Origin of the sequence: Halomonas denitrificans (assembly GCA_019800895.1) — a bacterium.
GTDB lineage: Bacteria > Pseudomonadota > Gammaproteobacteria > Xanthomonadales > Wenzhouxiangellaceae.
On the sequence record JAHVKF010000001.1, the window covers coordinates 508,870 to 523,112 of the forward strand.

A 14,243-nucleotide genomic window follows, 5' to 3' on the forward strand; every position below is an offset into this window, starting at 1 on the left:
ATGTAAAAGCCGGGTCCTGACGGCCCAGCAGCCCCTAGTCCCTGACCATCAGCCCCTACCCCGTATTCTGCAAGCCCTGCGCGATCCCGTGCACCGAGGCCACCAGCGCCTGCTCCAGGCGTGAATCCTGCCGTTCGCCGTCGCGCCAGCGGGCCAGCAGGTCGACCTGGGCAAAGCTCATCGGATCGATATACGGGTTGCGAAGCAGGATCGAACGCTGCAGGGTGGCGTCTCCGTCGAGCAGGACCCGCTGCTCCTTCAGGCGGCAGACCCAGTCCCGGGTCCGGTCGAACTCGGCACGGATCTCGGGGAAGAAGCGCTTCCCCGCCTCCCCGGCCAGGGCCGCATAGCGTTCGGCGATGCCGAGGTCGGACTTGGCCATCGCCATTTCCGCGTCGTCGAGAATCGTGCGGAAGAACAACCAGCCGCGAAGCATTTCGCGAAGAACCCGCTCGCCGGCCGAATCGGCCACGGCCTCGAGGCCAGCGCCGAGGCCGAACCAGCCCGGCAGCGCGTGGCGGCTCTGCCCCCAGGCGAACACCCAGGGAATGGCCCGCAGGCCGTCGATGCCTGCATCGGCCGCGCGCGACGCGGGCCGCGAGCCGATCCGCATCCGTTCGATCACGTCGATCGGGGTCGCGGCGCGGAAATAGTCGGCGAAGCCGTCGGACTCGTAGACCAGCCCCCGATAGGCCGAACGACTGTGCCCGGCCAGTGCGGTCATGGCTTCTCGCCACGGCGCCGGCACGTCGCCATCGGGTCGCTTCCGGCGGCTGGCGCGAAGCACCGCGCCGGTCATCTGCTCGAGGTTCCGCACGGCGATCGGACGCAGCGCGTACTTGCGGTGGATCACCTCGCCCTGCTCGGTCAGGCGCAGGCGACCATCGACGCTTCCATCGGGCGCGGCGAGGATGGCGCGGTGGGTCTTGCCGCCGCCGCGCCCGATGCTGCCACCCCGCCCGTGGAACAGGGTCAGGCCGACGCCGGCGTTCCCGAACCGCTCGGTCAGCCGCCGCTGCGCGTCCTGCAACGACCAGCGCGAGGCAACCAGTCCGCCGTCCTTGTTGCTGTCGGAATAGCCCAGCATGATGGTCTGGCGGTGCTCTCGCTGCTCGAGCAGCGAACGCCAGGCCGGCTCCTCCAGCAGCCCGTCCATCACGCCGTCGGCGGCCTGCAGATCATCGACGGTCTCGAACAGCGGCACGAAATCCATGGCCCCGTCTTCCAGCCCGGCACGCCGGGCCATGAACCAGGCCGCCAGCACGTCGTCGGCATTCCGGCTCATGCTGACGATCAGCGTTTCGACCGAGCGACGACCGTACACGCGGCGCGCCTCGGCGGCGGCCGCCAGCAGGCGGAACACGGGATGCTCGCCTTCGGAGACCGGCGTGGACGTCGTGCCGTCGCGGTCCGAGTCCTCGAGCCGCTCGAGGAGCATCCGGCGGCGTTCATCAACCGGGCGATCGGGCCAGTCGTCGTCGCCCAACTGTTCGGCCACGGCCGCGTGCAGGTCGCCGGAATCGACGCGCAGGTCCAGCGCCGCCAGGTGGAAGCCGAAGATATCGACCCGTCGCTGCAGGCGCTGGACCGGGAACAGGCCGGCGCGCTGCCCGCGGTGCTGCTCAAGGCTGGAGGCGACCGCGGCGAGGTCCTCGGCGAATGCATCCGGCGACGGATAGCCGTGCTCGGCGTCATCGAGCGTACGCTGCAGGCGTGCTTCGACCAGGTAGAGGAACACCCGGTACGGCATCTCCCGGTGGCGGGCGGGGATGGCCTCGGCCGTCGTGATCAGTTCCGAACGCGCCGCGTCGAGCCGCCCGGCCAGGTCCTCGGAGATGTCGACCCGTCCGTCGGTCTGGCTGAGCAGTCGGTTCAGGCGCCGGACTTCGCGCAGGTAGTTGCCGATGACCTGCCGGCGCTGCTCGGCCAGCGTATCGAGCACGGTGTCGGCACCGACGTTGGGGTTTCCGTCCATGTCGCCGCCCACCCAGGATCCGAAGCGCAGGAGCGTCGGCAGCTGTGCCGGCGCTACGTCCTGCCCCCAGACCGCCCGGACCGCCTCGGCGAGGTTCTCGTGCAGGACCGGCGCGATCCGGTACAGCACGTTGGCCAGATAGTAGTGCGCGTGTTCGGCTTCGTCGGCGACCGTCGGCCGCTTCTCGGCCTGCTCGGCGGTCTGCCACGCGATCGTCAGCTCCATCCGGACCCGGTCGACCAGTCGCCGCGCCGCCCGGGCGGAAAGCCGCTCGTTCATGCGCTCGACCAGGTAGCCGGCCATGCGCTGTTCCTTCTCGAGAATCGAGCGTCGCGTCGCCTCCGTCGGGTGCGCGGTCAGCACCGGTTCGATCCGGACCCGGCCGAGCAGCTCCACAAGCTCCGGAGGCTCCAGACCGTCGTCGCGCAGCGCCGCAAGCACCGCCTCCAGGCTGTCGGGCTGGATCTCGCCGGTCACGGCTCGATCGTCCCGGCGGCGGATCCGGTGGACCTGCTCGGCCAGGTTCACGACCCGGAACCACGCCGCGAATGCACGCACGAATTCAGCAGCGGCATCCCCGTCATCGAAGCGACACAGCGGCTCCAGGCCGGCGTCCGGTTCCCCGGCTCGCCGCGCGATCGCGGCCTCTCGGGCGGCCTCCACACGCTCGAACAGCGGAGCCCCGCCCTGCTCGCGAAGCACCTCGCCGACCATGCCGCCGAGTGTTCGAACGTCCTGGCGCAGCGCTTCGTGCTCCGGAGGGAAATCGATTTCTTCGCGTTTCATCGGCCGAGGGATGCTCACGGGGAATCAGCGCTCATGGTAGCCGTCCGGCGTGCCCTTCGCTGCGACGGCGACGTTCTGCTGACGTATGATCGCGGCTGAATCCGCCCCGCGCAGGCGTCCCGCTGCGCTCTCCGATGCCATGATCCCGATTCGCACACCGGCCGAGGACGATACCCAGTCCTTCGAGGCCAGCCCGTATGCCACGCTGGTCCTGAATCTCGGCCGGGCGCTGACCCATGCCGGCTCGCCCGCGCACCGGCTGGAAACCGCGATGCAGGTCATGGCCGAACGGTTGGGGCTGAGCGCGGAATTCTTCTCGACGCCGACCGCACTGATCGTGTCCCTCGGCGACGGCACGCGGCAGCAGGTCTATCTCGCCCGCGTCGAGCCCGGAGACTCGAACCTCGGCAAGTTGTCCGAGCTGACCGACGTGATGGAACAGCTGGCGTCCGGCGCGCTGGACCCGATCGAGGCCGACCGTCGGGTGCGCGAGATCGACCAGCGCCCCCCGGCGTATCGGGGGGCGCCCCTGCTGCTGGCCTTCATGGCCGTTTCGGCCGGCGCCTGCACGCTGATCGGCGGCGGCCTGCGCGAGATGCTGACCGCCGGCGTGCTCGGCGGCCTGACCGGCCTGTGCGTGATGCTGCTCAAGCGGGGGCCGGACCTGGCGCGCCTGGTCGCGCCGGTGGCGGCGCTGCTGGTCACCTTCATCGGCACGCTCTGGTGCGGCTTCGACGGCCGGACCGCGCTGATGCCGGCGGTGATCGCCGGCATGATCGCGCTGATTCCGGGCATGGACCTGACGATCGCGACCCGCGAGCTCGCCACCGGCCACCTGGTGGCCGGTTCCTCGCGGATGCTGTCGACGATCACCATCTTCGCGTTCCTGAGTTTCGGGCTGGCGGCCGGCGGTGCCGCCGGCCAGTGGGTGGTCGGTCCGATCACGCTGGTCGATCCTTCGCCGCTTCCGCCGGGCGTGATCTTCATCGGCTTCGCCATCGCGGCGATCGGCTTCGTCGCCCTGTTCCAGGCCTGGCTGCGCGACTGGATCTGGGTCCTGCTGGCCTGCCTGATCGCCTTCGCCGGATCGAGTCTCGGCGGAATCACCGGTTCGCCGGTGCTCGGCGCGTTCCTCGGCGGCCTGTTCGTCGCGCTTTCCGGCAACCTCTTCGCCCGCGTGACCGGGCGCCCGGGATCGGTGATGCTGCTGCCCGGACTGATCCTGCTGGTCCCCGGCAGCATCGGCATGCGCAGCCTGGCCGCGGTCGTCGGCCACGACATCCTGTCGGGCCTGGAGACGGCATTCCTGGCCGGCATGATCGCCGTGGCGCTCACCGCCGGCATGATCCTGGCCAGCGTCCTGCTGCCGCCGAGGATTTCGTTGTAAAGCGGGGACGAAGGGCGAGGGACCAGGGGTGAGGGACCAGGGGCCAGGGGTGAGGGACCAGGGGCCAGTGGAAACCGGCGATGAGGCGAGCGCACTGGCGACGAGCCCCTGACCCCCAGCCCCTGACGCACCGCCCCTACTAGTCCCTGACCCCTGGCCCCTCGCCCCTTACCGAGTACACTTCACCCATGAGTACGATCGACATCCGCAAGACGCATCGCCACGACCTGGCCACGGCGCAGCAGATCGCCGACGACCTGGCCCGCGACCTGGCCGAGAAGTTCTCGGTCAACTACGGCTGGGACGACGACGTGCTGCTGTTCGAGCGCTCCGGCTGCAACGGCTCGATCCGGGTCGACGAACACTGCGTCCACGTCAACGCCCGGCTCGATTTCTTCGTGTCGTTCCTGAAGCCGACAATCGAGAAGGAAGTCCACCGCTACCTCGACGAGCACTTCACGTGATCGGACACGACGACTCGCCGACCATGATCATCGGCGCCTGCGAGTGGGTCGCCTTGCCCGAGCTGGGCATCCGGCGCCTTCGGGCGCGGGTCGACACGGGGGCGAAGAGCTGCGCGCTGCACGCGATCGACGTCGAGGCGTTCGAAGTCGACGGCGAGAACCGGGTCCGCTTCCGCGTGTTCACCGGCCACCCGGACCCCGGCGGCTGGCACGCCTGCGACGCGCGGCTGGTCGGCACCCGCCGGGTGCGTTCCAGTTCCGGCGAGCGCCAGCGCCGCTACACGATCCGGACGCCCATCGTGATCGGTCACGCCCGCTGGGACGTGGACATCACCCTGGCCGACCGTGAGAGAATGCGGTATCGAATGCTGCTCGGGCGGGCGGCCATGGAACACCACGCGCTGGTGTATCCGGCCCGGACGTTCCTGCAGGGCAAACCCCGCCTCGACTGAGCCCGAACCGACCATGACCTCCATGCGTATCGCGATTCTCTCCCGCAGCCGCAGCATCTACTCGACCAAGCGCCTGGTCGAGGCGGCCGAGGAACGCGGCCACGAAGTGCGGGTGGTCGACACGCTTCGCTGCTACATGAGCATCGCCTCGCACCGGCCGTCGATCCATTACCGCGGCGACACGCTCGACCAGTTCGACGCGGTCATCCCGCGCATCGGCGCGTCGATCACCTTCTACGGCACCGCGGTCCTGCGCCAGTTCGAGATGATGGGCACCTTTCCGCTGAACGAGTCGGTCGCGGTGACCCGCTCGCGCGACAAGCTTCGTTCGCTGCAGCTGCTGTCCCGGCGCGGCATCGGTCTGCCGGTGACCGGCTTCGCCAACGCCGCCGACGACATCGGCGACCTGATCGAGATGGTCGGCGGCGCGCCGCTGGTGGTCAAGCTGCTCGAAGGCACGCAGGGCATCGGCGTGGTGTTGTGCGAAACCAAGAAGGCGGCCGAGAGCGTGCTCGAAGCCTTCATGGGCCTGAACGTCTCGATCATGGTCCAGGAATACATCAAGGAGGCCGGCGGCGCCGACATCCGCTGCTTCGTCGTCGGCGACAAGGTCGTCGCCGCGATCAAGCGCCAGGCCAAGCCCGGCGAGTTCCGCTCCAACCTCCACCGCGGCGGCACCGCCAGCCTGATCAAGATCACGCCGGAGGAGCGGTCCACGGCGGTCCGGGCTGCGCGCATCATGGGCCTGAACGTCGCCGGCGTCGACCTGCTGCGCTCCAACCACGGCCCGCTGGTCATGGAAGTCAACTCCTCGCCGGGCCTCGAAGGCATCGAGTCCGCCACCGGCAAGGACGTCGCCGGCCTGATCATCCAGTTCCTCGAGAAGAACGCCAAGAAAGACAAGACCCGCACCCGCGGCAAGGGCTGATCGGGGCTTCGGTCGGGCTCTTCGCCAACTTCCTTTAGAGGATGGACGCAAAGGCGCGAAGGGGCAAAGAACGCAAGGGTCGACTTCGAGAAAACCTCAAAGCAAAGACAACTGCGTTTTCTCGCAGAGACGCAGAGCCGCAGAGGAAAAACAGAAGGCTGATCTGATCAGAGCATCGGATGCCAACCCACTCCGGCCGAATCGCCTTGGTGCAATAACTTTTCTTTTGGTTTCTCTGCGTCTCCGCGTCTCTGCGAGAAAACGCCTTCCCGGTTCTCGCTTTTCACTTTGCTTGAACGGCTTCTCTTCGCGTTCTTTGCCCCTTCGCGCCTTTGCGTCCATCCTCTAAAGGACCAAGGCACAACACCAGAACGAAGCCAACGCCCTAAGTCAGCCCCGACCGGCGAATGACGCGGCCGCAGCGCCAGAGAAGATAGTTGGCGACGAGCCAGAAGTTCCTGAACGCGGGGTTGCGGGTCTGTTTGTGGTGGTAGCGGTAGTAGATCTGCTGGACGATGACGGCCAGGCGGAACAGGCCATAGACCTCGTAGAAGGCCCAGCGCTCCGGCGACAGGCCCATCTTCTCGCAGTAGTCGTCGACCACTTCGCGCCGGGTCATCATGCCCGGCAGGTGCGTCGGCTGGCGGCGGAACGCGCGGAAGACTCGGTCGTCGTCGGCCTGGACCCAGTAGGCCAGCGCGTTGCCCAGGTCCATCAGCGGATCGCCGAGCGTGGCCATCTCCCAGTCGAGCACGCCGATGATCTTCAGCGGGTCCTGCGGATCCAGCACCAGGTTGTCGAAGCGGTAATCGCCGTGGATCAGCCGGATCGCGACCTCGTCCGGGCAGTGGCGATCCAGCCATTGCATGACCCTCTCGCCCTTCAGAACGTTCCAGGTGCGCGCCTTGCGAAAACGGCCCGACCAGCCGTCGATCTGGCGTCGGTTGTAGCCCGTGCCCTTGGCCAGCCTGTCCAGGCCGGCGGCCTCGATGTCGACCGAGTGCATCTCGATCAGCGTGTCGATCGCGTTCCGGCAAAGCCGCCGGGTGTCGTCTTCGCTGAGCGTGAGGCCCTTCGGCAGGTCGGCGCGCGGGATGATGCCTTCGAGCCGCTCCATGACGTAGAAGTCCGAGCCGATCACGTCGTGGTCCTCGCAGGCCGCCAGCATCTCCGGCACCTTGGGGAAGACCGGCTTCAGCGCCTTCTGGATCCGGTACTCGCGCACCACGTCGTGCGCCGATTTCGCCTTCGTCCCCGCCGGCGGCCGCCGCAGGATCAGGTCGCGGTTCGCGTAGCGCAGGCGGTACGTAAGATTCGACGCCCCCTTCGGAAACTGCTCGACTTGCGGAGCACCTTCCAACCCGTCGATCCGTTCCTTCAACCATCGATCCAGCGCAGCCTCGTCGAACCGGTCCTCCTCCCGCACCGCGCGCGGCTGGTCGATCACGCTTGCTTCCTTCGAACTCATCGGTCTCGTCTCATGTTTGGACTTGCTGACATCGTGGGATCGGCCTTCAGAGGATGAACGCAAAGGCGCGAAGGGGCAAAGGGCGCGAAGAGAGGTCGTTCAAGAAGGCAAAAATCGAAAAAGCACTTTCTCGCAGAGACGCGGAGACGCAGAGAAACCCGGAAAAATGATTGAACCAATGCGATCCTGCCCGAGTGCCCTGGCATCCGCTGTTTCGAACAACACGGCATTTTTGCTTTTTCTCTGCGGCTCCGCGTCTCTGCGAGAAAACGCTTTGCCCTTTGTTTCTTGCTCCAAGTCCTTCCTTGCGTCCTTTGCCCCTTCGCGCCTTTGCGTCAATCCTCTAAAGGAATCCGCCACTACCACCCGATCGAAGCCGTCACCCGAGGTATTTCTTGAACTCGGCGCGGGCGACCTGCATGCGGTGGACTTCGTCGGGGCCGTCGGCGAGGCGCAGGGCGCGGGCGCCGGCGAAGGCGGCGGCCAGCGGGTAGTCGTTGCACATGCCCCCGCCGCCGTGCAGCTGGATCGAGAGATCGATCACGTCCTGGGCCATCTTCGGCACGGCGACCTTGATCTGCGACACCTCGCTCATCGCGCCCCGGATTCCGTGCGTGTCCAGTGCCCAGGCGGCCTTCAGGACCAGCAGGCGAGCCTGTTCGATCGCGATCCTCGCGTCGGCGATGCGCTCGGCGTTGCCGCCGAGCTTCGCCAGCGGCCGGCCGAAGGCGGTGCGGCCGAGGGCCCGTCTGCAGGCCAGCTTCAGCGCACGCTCGGCGAGACCGATCAGGCGCATGCAGTGGTGGATGCGGCCCGGACCGAGGCGGCCCTGGGCGATCTCGAAGCCGCGACCGGGGCCGGCGATGATGTTCGAGGCCGGCAGGCGCACGTCCGTGAAGCTGACTTCGCCGTGACCGTAGGGCGCATCGTCGAAGCCCATCGCGTGGAGCATCCGCTCGATCTTCACGCCCGGCGCGTCGGTCGGGCACAGCACCATGGAATGGCGGCGGTGGCGATCGGCGTCCGGGTCCGTCAGCCCCATGAAGATCACGACGCGGCAGTGCGGATGACCGATGCCGGTCGACCACCACTTGCGTCCGTCGAGTACGACCTGGTCGCCCTCGAGGCGTGCCGTGGCCTCCATGTTGGTCGCGTCCGAAGAGGCCACGTCGGGCTCGGTCATGCAGAACGCGGACCGGATCTCGCCGGCGAGCAGCGGCTCCAGCCACTGTGCCTTCTGGTCGTCGGACCCGTAGTGGTACAGCACTTCCATGTTGCCGGTATCGGGCGCGTTGCAGTTGAAGACCTCGGGCGCCAGCAACGATCGTCCCATGCGCTCGGCGAGCGGCGCGTAGTCGAGGTTCGACAGGCCGGCGCCCAGCTCGCGGTCGGGCAGGAACAGGTTCCAAAGGCCCTCGCCGCGCGCTTCCGCCTTCAGTTCGCGAACCGCTCGTGGTTCCTGCCAGCGCTCGTCGTCCGATCGGACGCGACCGAACAGTTCGGCCTCGAGCGGCAGAACGCGCTGCTCGACGAAGGCCTCGATGCGATGCGCCAGATCGTTCGATCGATCCGAGGGCGTGAAATCCATGCCTGTCTCCCGGTGCGCGCACGCCGGCGCGATAGAATGGAGGGACGAAATCGACGATTCGTTCCTGCCCGGAGGATCGAGATGATGACCGAGATGCTCCGCTCTTCGATCGCGACCCTGCTGCTCCTGATGGTACTCGATGCCTCCGCCGCCGACGGGCTGCGGGCGCTGGACCCCTGGATTCCCGCGGCACCGCCCGGCGCGCCCATGCTGGCCGGTTACATGACCCTGCTCAACGACGGCGACGAGGCCGTCCGGATCGCTTCGGCCCGCGCCGAGGGGTTCCGGCGCGTCGAGCTCCATCGCTCGTTCCACGAAGACGGCATGGCCCGGATGCGGCGCGTGGACGGGCTGGTGATCGAGCCCGGCGAGGCAATCACGCTGGAGCGTGGCGGCCTGCATCTGATGCTGATGCAGCCCGTCCGGTCGCCGCCGCCCGGACATTCGGTCCGGATCGAGTTTCTCGACACGCGAAATCGGGTCGTTCTCGAGGTCGATGCCGAGGTCATCCGGCGCCGGGATCGCGGTCGGCACGGGCCCGGGGATCATCCCCGAGCGCGAAGACGCGGTCCGGACTGACCGGAAAGAACGTCCAGCCCTCGCGCTCCAGCCCTTCCCCGCCCCCGGTGAACCGCCCGAAGGCCGGCAGGATCAGGTGTTCGTTCTTGCGGGCGAAGGCCGGCAGCCGCAGCCGATCACCGCGTCGGCCGAGCCGCACCACCGGATGGACATGGCCCGACAGCCCCGGCGGCGGAGCCTCCGTGCGCACCTCGTGCAACAGCTCGAGCCCGTCCAGACACCTGCCGTCGGCCCAGCTCGTCATCCGCCAAGGATCCAGCCACGGCGCCAGGCCCCGGTCGTGGTTGCCGGCGACCAGCACCAGGTCCAGCGAAGCGTGTCGCGCCCGCCATCGGGCGATCGCATGCGGCCAGGCATCGTCCGCAGCGGGGGCGGCGTGGACCCAGTCGCCGAGGACCACCAGCCGCTCGGCACCGGTCGCCTCGAGCACGGCGTCCAACGCGGCCAGTTCGGCATCGAGCACCGCCCCGGGGATCGCCACGCCGGCGCGTCGGAACACCTGATCCTTGCCGAGGTGCACATCGGCGACCAGTGCGGTCCGCCGAGCCGGCCACCACAGCGACCGGTCCGGCCGCATCTCCAGTCGATTGCCCGCCAGCTCGACGATCATGCAGCGGACGGGGCGTTCTTTTCCAATCGCCCGAGCATGCGCTCGACACGGGCCTGCCAGTCCTCGCTGGACAGGTGGGCGCGCAGGCGGTCGGCCCAGAGCGGAAACGCCAGCGGCGTGAGGCGGTCCGGAGCGGTCATCGCCAGCACCTGGTCCTGGCTGCGTTCCAGCACGCGGCGGATCCGCCGCACCTCGAGCTGCGCTTCGAGCACCTCGCGCCGCGCCTGGTCGAGCAGCAGGTTCCCGGCGTCGTGTTCTGACAACACGTCGAAGATCAATCCGCTGGACGCCTGGAGCTGGCGCACCGCCTTGCCCTTGCCCGGATAACCCTGCTGGACCAGGCCCGCGATCCGGGCGATGTCGCGGAACCGGTACTTCGCAAGATTGGCCGCATCCATGCTCTCGACGATATCGCGATCGAGGCCGTCGGGGTCGAGCAGTGCGCGCCAGTCGCGTTCGTCCAGCGCGACGGGATCGCCGCTGAGCAGCTCGAAGCCGTAGTCGTTGACGGTGATCGAAAAGGTCACGGGCCGCTCGCGAGCGATTCGCCACGCCATGAGCGCGGCCAGGCCCTCGTGGGCCAGGCGGCCGGCGAAGGGGAACACGAACCAGTGGTGCCCCTCCCGGCTGGTCACCCGTTCCAGGACCAGGCGATCACGGGCGGGCAAGGCCGAGACCCCGCGTTGCAGCGCCAGGAGAGGTGCGGCGGCGCGCGCTTCCACCGAGGCCGGCAGGCGGTCGGCGGCGAACCGCTCGAAGAGCTCCAGCAGTCCGTCTGCGAGCAGCGTCGAGAGCGGCAGCCGTCCACCCTGCCACGCAGGCACCTGGGCCTTTCGGGTGTTCGCCGCACGCACGTAGGCGACCATGTCGTGGATCCGGACCAGCTCCAGGACCCGGCCGGCGAACACGAAGCGCTCGCCGGGACGAAGCCGGGCCAGGAAGCGCTCCTCCACCGTGCCCAGCGAGCCGCCCTTCTGGAACTGCACCCTCAGCGCTCCGTCGGCGGTGATCGTGCCGATGTTCAGGCGATGCAGCATCGCGATCCGCCGGTTCGGCACCTTGAGCAGGCCGCGGTCCTCGACCACGCGCTGGAACGCCGGGTAGGCGCGGAGCGCCGGGCCGCCCCGGATCACGAAGTCCAGCACCCACTGCCACTGGCACCGATCGAGGCCGGCGAACGCGTGGGTGGTCCGGACCTCGTCGAACAGGGCATCGGAGACCACGCCGCCGCCGAGCGCGGCGGTCACCACGTGCTGGGCAAGCACGTCGAGCGCCAGCGTCAGCGGGGACCTGGGCTCGACGCGTCCGCTGCCGAGCCGCTCGCGCAGAGCGGCCAGCTCGGCGATTTCCAGCGCGTGGGTCGGAACGCAGACGATCCGGGCCGTGCCGCCGGGCCGGTGGCCGGATCGACCGGCGCGCTGGATCAGGCGGGCCACGCCTTTCGGACTGCCCACCTGCATCACCTGGTCGACCGGCGAGAAGTCGACGCCCAGGTCGAGGCTGGCGGTCGCGACCACGCACTTGAGCGAGCCATCGGCCAGGCCCTGCTCCGCGCGTTCACGCAGGTCCCGAGCAATCGACCCGTGGTGCAGCGCGACCCGGTCCGGCCACTCGCAGACCGCCTGGATCGCGTTGAACCAGATCTCGGCCTGGGAGCGGGTATTGGTGAACAGCAGGGTCGTCTCGGCCGCGGCGATCCGCTCGATGACCGCCTTCAGCTGCCGGATGCCGACCCGGCCGGCCCAGGGGAAGCGGTCGACGGAGGCGGGCAGCAGCGATTCGAGCTCGACCGGGCGATCGAGGTCGCCGGCGACGATCGCGGGTGTCTCGTTCACGCCGACCAGCGCCGCGGCGGCCTCGTCGACGTTGCCCAGGGTCGCCGAAAGCCCCCAAGTCCGCAGGCCCGGGTTCCAGCCCCGGAGCCGAGCCAGTGCGAGCTGCAGCAGCACGCCGCGCTTGGAATCCACCAGGTCGTGCCACTCGTCGACGAACACCGCGCGCAGGTGCTTCATGCGGGCCGGCGCGTCGGCATAGCTCAGCATCACCGCCAGGCTTTCCGGCGTGGTCACCAGCGCCGGCGGCGGCCGATCCATCAGCTTCTTCTTGCGATAGGCCGAGGTATCGCCCGTACGAAGCGCCACGGCGTCATCGACGCCGGCGTGCCGCAGCGGACGCTCGAGAGCCCTTGCGGTATCGGCGGCCAGCGCCCGGAGCGGCGTGATCCACAGGTACTGCAGGCCCGTGCCCGGCTCCCGGACCAGCTCGCGCACCACCCCGCCCCAGGCGGCCAGCGTCTTCCCGCTTCCCGTCGGCGCGTGGATCAGGCCGCTCCTGCCCCGGGAAAACGCCTCCCAGGCCTGGCGCTGGAAGGCCTGCACCTGCTGGCCCTGCCCGACCAGATAGGCGTCAACCGGGCAGCAGTCGCTCAAGGTCTTCGAGCCGGTCGGCGCCGGCGATGTCGAGGTCGCGTCGCCAGCGGTGGATGCGCGGGAAGCGGAGCGCCAGGCCCGATTTGTGTCGGCTGGAGCGGGCGATGCCTTCGAAGGCGAGTTCGAACACGTGCTTCGCCTGGACCGAGCGCACCGGTCCGAAGCGCTCCCGCGTGTTCCTGCGGATCCAGCGGTCCAGTTCTTCGATCTCCTTGTCGGTAAGGCCGGAATAGGCCTTGGCAACCGGGACCAGACCGTCCGGCCCGTGCACCGCGAAGGTGTAGTCGGTGAACAGGTTGGAACGGCGACCGTGACCCGGCTGCGCGTACAGCAGAACACCGTCGAAGGTGTACGGTTCGACCTTCCACTTCCACCAATCGCCGCGCCGACGTCCGACCCGGTAGGGCGAATCGGCGCGCTTGAGCATCAACCCTTCGACCCCGCGCTCCCGGCTCGATGCCCGTAGCTCCGGCAGCTCCGACCAGTCGTCGAAGCCCACGGGCACAGGACACCGAATCCCGGACTCCAGGCCCTCGACGAGCGCTCGCAGCCGGGCGAGTCGTTCGATCAGCGGAGCGTCGCGAAGGTCTTCGCCTCCGGCTTCGAGCAGATCGAAGGCCAGCAGCGTGCACGGGGCCTTCGCCAGCGTCTTCGGCCCGGGCTTCTTCCGGCCGATCCGTGTCTGCAGCACCGCGAAGGGAAGCGGCGCGTCCGCGTCGTCGTCCCAGGCCATGATCTCCCCGTCGAGCACGGTGCCGTCGGGAAGGTCCGCAGCAATCGACTCGATCTCCGGGAAGCGGCCGTTCAGCAACTCCTCGCCGCGCGACCACAGGAAGTGCTCGGACTGTCGCTTGATCAGCTGGGCGCGTATGCCGTCCCATTTCCATTCGGCGTGCCAGTCCACCGCATCGCCGAGCGACTCCGGCGCCTCCTCCAGCGGCGAGGCGAGGAAGAACGGATAGGGGGTTGCCGGGGCCGGTCCGTCGGCCTCCTCCCCGGCGATCAGCGCGTCGAAGTTCTCCGCCGTGGGCTGCCACTGACCCATCAGGCGGTGCGCGATCAATCCCGGCTCGACCTCCGCCACCTCGGCCAGGGCGCGGGTGACCAGACGTTTCGACACGCCCACCCGCAATGCGCCGGTGATCAGCTTGTTGAACAGGAAGCGCGCAGTCTCGGGCAGCGTGTCCCACCGGGCAACGACGGATCGCTTGCGGTCCTCGTCCTCCATATCGCCGAGCGGGCGGATCACTTCCTCGACCACGACGTGCAGGGGCGGCAGATCGGCACGGCCTGCGTCCGGCTCGGGCGTCAGCAGCGTCATGGTCTCGGCGAGGTCGCCGACGTGCTCGTAGCTCTCCTCGACCAGCCACAGAGGAAGCCCGGCCCGTTCGGCGGTCCACTCGCGCAGCTCGCGCGTGTTGACCAGCCGCTTCAGGCGCTGACCGGTGAGGAAGTACACCGCCCAGGCCGCGTCGCGCGGCGCCGCGTCCTGGAAATAGGCCTTCAGCGCCGCGACCTTGGCGTTGGTCGCCGTCGTGCCGTCGAGCGCGGTGTACAGTTCGACGAATCGCTTCATG

General features: G+C 68.7%; 11 protein-coding genes. 5 read left to right on the top strand and 6 right to left on the bottom strand.

Translation table 11 applies throughout. The annotated features are described in order from the left end of the window. Nucleotides 1–55 precede the first annotated feature (55 nt). Nucleotides 56–2,761: a phosphoenolpyruvate carboxylase gene (gene ppc, locus KUV67_02215; protein MBY6203683.1), complete on the bottom strand. Its 2,706-nt coding sequence runs from the start codon at nt 2,759–2,761 to the stop codon at nt 56–58. A 139-nt stretch (nt 2,762–2,900) separates the two neighbouring features. On the opposite strand from ppc, the gene KUV67_02220 reads away from it, so the two are divergent. The 4 genes from KUV67_02220 to rimK all read left to right on the top strand — a co-directional run bounded on the left by KUV67_02220 (nt 2,901) and on the right by rimK (nt 5,992). Then, nucleotides 2,901–4,148, top strand: a complete 1,248-nt coding sequence (locus KUV67_02220) for a threonine/serine exporter family protein (GenBank protein MBY6203684.1) — start codon at nt 2,901–2,903, stop codon at nt 4,146–4,148. 188 nt (nt 4,149–4,336) lie between these two features. After that, nucleotides 4,337–4,612 carry a polyhydroxyalkanoic acid system family protein gene (locus KUV67_02225; protein MBY6203685.1) on the top strand — a complete coding sequence of 92 codons (276 nt, stop codon included), beginning with the start codon at nt 4,337–4,339 and terminating at the stop codon, nt 4,610–4,612. Beyond that, nucleotides 4,609–5,064 (top strand): RimK/LysX family protein, encoded by a 456-nt coding sequence (locus KUV67_02230; protein ID MBY6203686.1) that lies wholly within the window; start codon nt 4,609–4,611, stop codon nt 5,062–5,064. Before KUV67_02225 ends, KUV67_02230 begins: the two co-directional genes overlap by 4 nt. A 22-nt stretch (nt 5,065–5,086) precedes the next feature. Further along, the gene (gene rimK / locus KUV67_02235) at nt 5,087–5,992 is read left to right on the top strand and encodes a 30S ribosomal protein S6--L-glutamate ligase (GenBank protein ID MBY6203687.1); all 906 of its coding nucleotides are present in this window, start codon (nt 5,087–5,089) and stop codon (nt 5,990–5,992) included. 385 nt (nt 5,993–6,377) lie between these two features. Here the strand turns inward: rimK and KUV67_02240 are convergent, their stop codons facing one another. Beyond that, entirely contained in the window at nt 6,378–7,460 is a 1,083-nt protein-coding gene (locus KUV67_02240; protein ID MBY6203688.1) for a phosphotransferase family protein, read from the bottom strand. 379 nt (nt 7,461–7,839) lie between these two features. Continuing rightward, complete coding sequence (locus KUV67_02245; protein MBY6203689.1) at nt 7,840–9,048, bottom strand: acyl-CoA dehydrogenase family protein; 1,209 nt, start codon at nt 9,046–9,048, stop codon at nt 7,840–7,842. 81 nt (nt 9,049–9,129) lie between these two features. Between KUV67_02245 and KUV67_02250 the strand changes: the two genes are divergently transcribed. Next, a complete protein-coding gene (locus KUV67_02250) occupies nt 9,130–9,627 on the top strand; it encodes a copper chaperone PCu(A)C (GenBank protein ID MBY6203690.1) in 498 nt (165 codons plus the stop codon). On the opposite strand, the gene pdeM is transcribed toward KUV67_02250, so the two are convergent. Genes pdeM through KUV67_02265 form a run of 3 tightly spaced genes read right to left on the bottom strand, consistent with a single transcriptional unit; the run spans nt 9,554 to nt 14,242 of the window. After that, nucleotides 9,554–10,237 carry a ligase-associated DNA damage response endonuclease PdeM gene (gene pdeM / locus KUV67_02255; GenBank protein ID MBY6203691.1) on the bottom strand — a complete coding sequence of 228 codons (684 nt, stop codon included), beginning with the start codon at nt 10,235–10,237 and terminating at the stop codon, nt 9,554–9,556. The two genes, KUV67_02250 and pdeM, sit on opposite strands and share 74 nt — an antisense overlap. Then, nucleotides 10,234–12,666: a ligase-associated DNA damage response DEXH box helicase gene (locus KUV67_02260; GenBank protein ID MBY6203692.1), complete on the bottom strand. Its 2,433-nt coding sequence runs from the start codon at nt 12,664–12,666 to the stop codon at nt 10,234–10,236. Before KUV67_02260 ends, pdeM begins: the two co-directional genes overlap by 4 nt. Further along, the gene (locus KUV67_02265; protein ID MBY6203693.1) at nt 12,644–14,242 is read right to left on the bottom strand and encodes an ATP-dependent DNA ligase; all 1,599 of its coding nucleotides are present in this window, start codon (nt 14,240–14,242) and stop codon (nt 12,644–12,646) included. Before KUV67_02265 ends, KUV67_02260 begins: the two co-directional genes overlap by 23 nt. Between the last annotated feature and the right edge of the window lies 1 nt (nt 14,243).

Excerpts from the sequence above, each read along its gene's own strand:
- ppc (MBY6203683.1), bottom strand. The coding sequence starts at position 2,761 with ATGAAACGCGAAGAAATCGATTTCCCTCCGGAGCACGAAGCGCTGCGC.
- KUV67_02220 (MBY6203684.1), top strand. The coding sequence starts at position 2,901 with ATGATCCCGATTCGCACACCGGCCGAGGACGATACCCAGTCCTTCGAG.
- KUV67_02225 (MBY6203685.1), top strand. The coding sequence starts at position 4,337 with ATGAGTACGATCGACATCCGCAAGACGCATCGCCACGACCTGGCCACG.
- rimK (MBY6203687.1), top strand. The coding sequence starts at position 5,087 with ATGCGTATCGCGATTCTCTCCCGCAGCCGCAGCATCTACTCGACCAAG.
- KUV67_02240 (MBY6203688.1), bottom strand. The coding sequence starts at position 7,460 with ATGAGTTCGAAGGAAGCAAGCGTGATCGACCAGCCGCGCGCGGTGCGG.
- KUV67_02245 (MBY6203689.1), bottom strand. The coding sequence starts at position 9,048 with ATGGATTTCACGCCCTCGGATCGATCGAACGATCTGGCGCATCGCATC.
- KUV67_02250 (MBY6203690.1), top strand. The coding sequence starts at position 9,130 with ATGATGACCGAGATGCTCCGCTCTTCGATCGCGACCCTGCTGCTCCTG.
- pdeM (MBY6203691.1), bottom strand. The coding sequence starts at position 10,237 with ATGATCGTCGAGCTGGCGGGCAATCGACTGGAGATGCGGCCGGACCGG.
- KUV67_02265 (MBY6203693.1), bottom strand. The coding sequence starts at position 14,242 with ATGAAGCGATTCGTCGAACTGTACACCGCGCTCGACGGCACGACGGCG.